Raw genomic sequence first — 1,616 nt, 5'->3', positions numbered from 1 at the left:
CACCACCGGCAGCGGCATCCGCTGTACGGGGACGACGGTCGCTCCCGGCCGGTGCGGGCCCGGCGGATCCGGACGCACGACCGGAACCGGCTGAGCGGCGGACGACGGGGACGGGGTGGCGGGCGCGGGCCGTGGTGCCGGGGACGGCGGTCCAGGGAGGTGGACGGGGCCCGGCTCCGTGAGCTGCTGCTCCGGCCGGCGGGGCTCGGTGCGGGACGGCGTCGTTGTCATACCGCCGCGTACCGCCCGTTGTACGAGCCGCACGAGGGAGCCGCCGCCCGTCGACCCGCGCGCCTTCCGGCCGGCGGCGGGCCCTGCATCGAGTGCGGGTCCGGTTTCGGCCTCGGGTACGGCACCTGCTGCCCCTCCGGTCCCCAGCAGGCGACCGGCTTCACCCGAGGGCGTCCGGCCCGAAGTCGCCCCACTCCGCACGGGGCCGGGCGACGGGTGTGCGGGCACGAGGCGTTGGACGGTGCCGCCGGGTGTCGGCCTCTCCGGCGCCGCACCCCCGGACATCGGCCCCGGGGCGGTTGCACGGGGCCGGTGCGGTGCAGCGGGTTCGGCGGGACGGGAACCACCGGGCCCCGACGACGGCGACGGCGCATCGGATCCCGGCTGCTGGACATCGCGACGCCAGGTGGCCACCACGACCGGCCGCGCAGTGCTGCCTGCCGTCGGCCCCGAAAAGCCTTCGCCGGAGCCGGTGCTGACCTTCAGGGACCTGCCCGCGAGGAGGGCCCGGGACCGCTGAACGACGGACGTCATCGGCCCCCCGGCACCCCCGGCTGCCTGTCGCTCCCCGCGCTCCGGAGCGATCCTGCGGACACGTACCGGCGCGACAGGTGCCGGAGCGGAAGGGGCAGCGGCAGTGACCGGTGTGCCCGCACCCGAGGCGTCCACCACGCGCTGGACGGCCGCGGGTTGCGGTGCGGACTCACTGGGAGGGGCAGGTACGGCGGACGAGCGCACCGGCATCTCGGAAGGCGCGTTCAGGGGCTTCGGCGTCGGCATGGCCGATGCGGCGGGCGCGGTGTGCTGTGACGCGCCCCGCTGCGGGCCCGCGGCTCCCGGCCGGGCTGCCCGACGGCGGTCACCGAGCAGAGGAGCGTCCCTCCGGACTCGGGCCGTCGACGGAAGCGCGGGAAGAGGAGTGCCGATCCCACCGCGGGCACGGGCCTGTGAGCCGGGGCTGTCGGGCTGTGCCGGCTGCGGCGCCCGAGCCTGCAGAGCCCGAGCTTCCGGCGGGGACGACGGCTGACCGGGCTGTGCCGGCTGCGGGGCCCGAGCCTGCTGGGCCCGAGCTTCCGGCGGGGACGACGGCTGACGTGCCGACGGCTTCGTCGCATCCGGCGCAGGCACGGTCACTGCGGGGGTTGCCGCATCCTTTTCCTGGCGCTGGAGTACCGGCATGTCCGACGGCTGTTGCCCTGCCGGGGCGGGCGGTACGACCCCGCTCCGCGCTGCCGGTCCGGAGGGCATGGCCCCGATGGGCAGTTCCCGCAGGGGCTTGCCCAGCGCGGGGCGCACCGGGGCGGCGGTGGAACTGCCGACGGTGGGAGTGCCATCGGCGACACGTCCATCCGCACCGGGCCCGCCTCCAGGGCGGCCGGCGTGAC

General features: G+C 77.0%; 1 pseudogene. It reads right to left on the bottom strand.

Annotated features, from left to right (window positions below):
* Positions 1-231: pseudogene (locus tag ACWCQ6_RS37185) on the bottom strand (hypothetical protein); the annotation flags it as partial.
* Positions 232-1,616: the final 1,385 nt, after the last annotated feature.

This window comes from Streptomyces sp. NPDC001880 (assembly GCF_053594575.1).
The sequence above is the reverse complement of the archived record's forward strand: the minus strand, read 5'-3'. Positions and strand labels throughout refer to the sequence as shown.